The sequence below is a fragment of the Oleiphilus sp. HI0117 genome, assembly GCF_001635235.1.
Genome location: NZ_LWGA01000829.1, coordinates 1 through 4144, shown reverse-complemented (window position 1 = coordinate 4144; position 4144 = coordinate 1). Strand labels below are relative to the sequence as shown.

5 protein-coding genes are annotated in these 4144 nt (G+C 48.5%); all 5 read right to left on the bottom strand.

The window, feature by feature from the left end; all coding sequences use genetic code 11:
• Positions 1-84: 84 nt before the first annotated feature.
• Positions 85-564: an urease accessory protein UreE gene (ureE, locus tag A3757_RS13920; RefSeq protein ID WP_068552947.1), complete on the bottom strand. Its 480-nt coding sequence runs from the start codon at positions 562-564 to the stop codon at positions 85-87.
• Between the two features lie 137 nt (positions 565-701).
• The gene (ureC, locus tag A3757_RS13915; protein WP_068513006.1) at positions 702-2408 is read right to left on the bottom strand and encodes an urease subunit alpha; all 1707 of its coding nucleotides are present in this window, start codon (positions 2406-2408) and stop codon (positions 702-704) included.
• 22 nt (positions 2409-2430) lie between these two features.
• Positions 2431-2736 carry an urease subunit beta gene (locus tag A3757_RS13910; RefSeq protein WP_068552946.1) on the bottom strand — a complete coding sequence of 102 codons (306 nt, stop codon included), beginning with the start codon at positions 2734-2736 and terminating at the stop codon, positions 2431-2433.
• A gap of 173 nt (positions 2737-2909) precedes the next feature.
• Positions 2910-3212, bottom strand: coding sequence for an urease subunit gamma (locus tag A3757_RS13905; protein WP_068512141.1), 303 nt, complete (start codon positions 3210-3212; stop codon positions 2910-2912).
• Positions 3213-3237: 25 nt separating this feature from the next.
• The coding region (locus tag A3757_RS13900; RefSeq protein WP_082872112.1) for an urease accessory protein UreD at positions 3238-4144 on the bottom strand (907 nt) is incomplete at its 5' end.

The window sequence follows — 4144 nt, the reverse complement described above, 5'->3', positions numbered from 1 at the left end:
CCATGCCTTGCGAAAAGGCATAGCCACCTACCGGTAGGCTAACCGAGCTTAACTGCAGCAAACGTGACAGGGCTAAAGGATTACTCATTCGTGCGAATGTCCATCATGAGAATGACCGTGTGAATGTGAGTGCCCACCCTTGGAATATGCACCAGACTCAGGAGCGAACACTTCTTCTTCATGTGTCACCACTAAACCCAGTAAGTGCAGCATTTCTTCCAAGACATGGTCAGGCTTAATTCTCAACCAACGCTCACCCACTTCAATTTTTGTATGGCGGTTACCCAAATGATAACAGGCACGCGAGAAAGTACGCCAGTCTTCACAGCTGGCATGCGCGACAGACTCAACAGCACCTTGAACCTGAATAATTTTTCCGCACTCAGACTTGAGATACTCTCCCACCAATAGAGGCTTGCCACGCTCTAGAAAGACACGTACATCAACACCGTTTTCACTCGTTAATTTAAGCCGTCCTCTATCACGCTGGTCCGAGTCTAGCTTGACGACTTCTGAAACCTCTTCATGACAATGCGTGCCGAGTCTTTCGTATACTTCTAACATAATCTTCCTTTTTTGAAGGCCTTATTTACCCTCGAACTCATCGGCTTCGACCTTGTCGGACTGAAGTCCGACCTACCATGCTAGTACATAGCCTGTAGGTCGGGTTTTAACCCGACTGGTCGGTGCCTAAATAGCGTTTAAAACAATGTGTACAATTGCGCCAATGGCAACTCGTCTGCCGGTTCACAAGTTAGCAACTCACCATCCGCTCTAACTTCATAAGTCTGCGGATCTACGGTGATCTCTGGCTGCCAATCATTCAACACCATGTCTGACTTACGAATAGAGCGCGTATTCTTACAAGCACTCAGGTTTCGGCTAAGACCAAGCGCCTCGCCAATATCGTTCTTCAAAGACGCTTCTGAGACAAAGGTCACTGAGGTTTTCGCCGCTGCTAAACCTTGCGCACCAAACATTGGTCGATAGTGTACTGGCTGAGGTGTTGGAATCGATGCGTTAGGGTCCCCCATGGGTGCTGCAGCGATCATTCCGCCTTTGATAATCGTAGAGGGTTTGATGCCAAAGAAGGCAGGCTTCCATAACACCAAGTCGGCCAATTTACCTTTTTCAATCGACCCGACCTCATGAGAGATACCGTGCGCGATAGCAGGGTTGATTGTGTATTTAGCTATATAGCGACGTGCTCTAAAGTTGTCGGCATCACAACCTGAATCTTCTGGCAACAAACCAAATTGTGTCTTCATCTTATGAGCGGTTTGCCAGGTTCGGGTAATCACTTCCCCGACACGTCCCATCGCTTGGGAGTCGGAGGAAATCATACTGAAGGCACCGCGGTCATGGAAAATATCTTCGGCGGCAATCGTTTCTTTACGGATTCTTGAGTCAGCAAAGGCAACATCTTCAGGAATAGAACTATCTAAATGGTGACATACCATCAGCATATCCAGGTGCTCGTCAACCGTGTTACGCGTGTAAGGGCGTGTTGGGTTGGTAGATGAAGGCAATACATTCGGGTAAGCACAAGCACGAATGATATCAGGTGCGTGACCACCACCGGCACCCTCAGTGTGATACGTGTGGATCACGCGGTCTTTAAACGCACCAATGGTATCATCGACGAAGCCTGATTCATTCAAGGTGTCGGTATGGATTGCAACCTGAACATCATATTCTTCTGCTACGGATAAACAGCAATCAATGGAAGCTGGCGTGGTTCCCCAATCTTCGTGGAGCTTCAAGCCGCAAGCGCCTGCATCGAGCTGTTCTCTTAGGGCTTCAGGTAAACTTGCATTCCCTTTACCCAAGAAGCCAAAGTTCATGGGCATTTGGTCGGTGGATTGCATCATCTTACCGATGTACCACGGTCCAGAGGTACAAGTTGTGGCGTTAGTACCGGTTGACGGGCCGGTGCCGCCACCAATCATTGTGGTCACGCCTGACATTAAGGCTTCTTCAACTTGCTGTGGACAAATAAAGTGAATATGAGCATCAATGCCGCCAGCAGTAAGGATAGAGCCTTCACCCGCGAGTACATCTGTGCCAGGGCCAATCGCAATATCAACCCCGTCCTGAACATCCGGGTTTCCGGCTTTGCCAACACCGACGATACGACCGTCTTTGACACCAACATCACCTTTAACGATTCCCCAGTGATCAAGCACCAAAGCGTTGGTAATCACTAGGTCGACAGTATCGGCACATGAGCGCTGACTTTGCCCCATGCCATCTCGAATCACCTTACCGCCACCAAACTTCACTTCTTCGCCGTAGGTGGTGTAATCCTTCTCCACTTTGATCCAAAGATCGGTATCGCCTAAACGAACTTTATCACCCACCGTTGGACCGAACATTTGCGCATAGGCTTTTTTATCCATCTTAGTCATCTTTTCTCTCCTCAGCTCAAAGCTATAGCGCGCCCATTACATCACCACGGAATCCGTAGACCTTACGGTCACCCGCATAAGCCACCAGCTCTACTTCCCGGCCCTGTCCAGGTTCAAATCTTACCGCCGTGCCCGAGGCAATATTTAAACGAAAGCCTTTGGTCTTGTCTCGATCAAAACTTAAAGCTAAATTAGTTTCAAAAAAATGATAGTGAGAGCCGACCTGAATGGGTCGGTCACCGGTGTTTTCAACACGCAAGCTTAATGTCTCACGCCCTGCGTTCAGTTCAATATCGCCCTCGGCGACTTGGTATTCTCCAGGAATCATACTTGTCCCCTTATCAATAGATATTCGTTCATAGTTGTGTCATTCCTGCGTTATCCCCTAACTAACCCTCATGGATCCCGGCTTAAAACACCACCGGGATGACAGTTGTGAGTGTTACCATCGGTGTGACTATGTGAGTGTCACTAACGGAATAAAAAGGCCAATTAATCGACTTATGAAATCGGGTCGTGAACGGTGACCAGTTTAGTTCCATCAGGAAAGGTCGCTTCGACTTGCACTTCATGAATCATCGAGGCGACACCGTCCATTACTTGCTCTTCAGTCAACAAGGTTTTGCCGTAGCTCATTAGTTCGGCAACCGTTTTACCGTCTCGAGCGCCTTCAATAATTTCCATTGTCAGGTAGGCCATGGCTTCGGGGTAGTTTAATTTTAAGCCTCTGTTCAAGCGTCTTTCAGCCAGCAACGCGGCGGTGAAAACCAGTAGCTTATCTTTCTCTCTAGGTAATAGTTCCATAATTCACTCTTATATAATCTGACACTTAAGTTAACCAAATTCTTGGTTCGATGGCTTTGCGCCCCGATAGCACTGGACGAACCAATGCCCATGCTTCGCCTAATAAATTTCTTGCTCGTTCAGTGCAGTTACCGAGGTATCTGACGGTTAGAAACTCACCTGTCATGCTTAACGCTAGCAAATCATCTCCTGGCATACCACTTTGTTTGATAAGCAATGCCTCAAGCATGGTTTCATGCTCCGCACTATCGATAGTTTCGTTGAAGGGCCCAGCAACAAATAGTGCATTAACGGGCTTTTCTTGAAGTCCACCCGTTCCATGTAAAACGGATGTGTCACCTGGCGCTAAACTGAGGGCTTCATTGAAACGAATACGGCCTTGCTGCCATATCTGCAAGCGCTGCTCGCAACTACCGTCTTCGAACGCCAAGTTATTCGCCGGTAAGCCAAAACAAGTGACCTCCCAAGCCATTACCTTAGCACCTTCTGCCAGTTCAACTTGGGTATTCATACGTGCATGAGACTTAGGGAAAAGAATAGTTTCTAGCGGTAACCATTCCAACACGGCGTCGCTTTCGACTCGCAAGGTCATATTTTGTGTTTGAACACCCGAGTCGTCGCGAGCCTTATAGACTCTACCCGCGCCGGGCGTAGTGATGAGTGCCTCACTGCCAGATTCAACCTGTATGTCGATATCTAGGGTATCACCAGTTACCAAGCCGCCCGGCGGGTGCAGCAAATAAGCGTGCGCACAGTCAGGGCCTTCAGGGTAAAACGCTTTTTGAACGTAAAGCGGACCTTGATGTTCACTAGCAACCAAGCGTGTACCACGTGATCGTTGCGCAAAGCGTAAACGCAGATAGGCCTGCCACTGACCGTGGTCAGAAACAATGTCTTCAATGAGTGTTGGGTCGAGTGCTTGGTTCATTTTT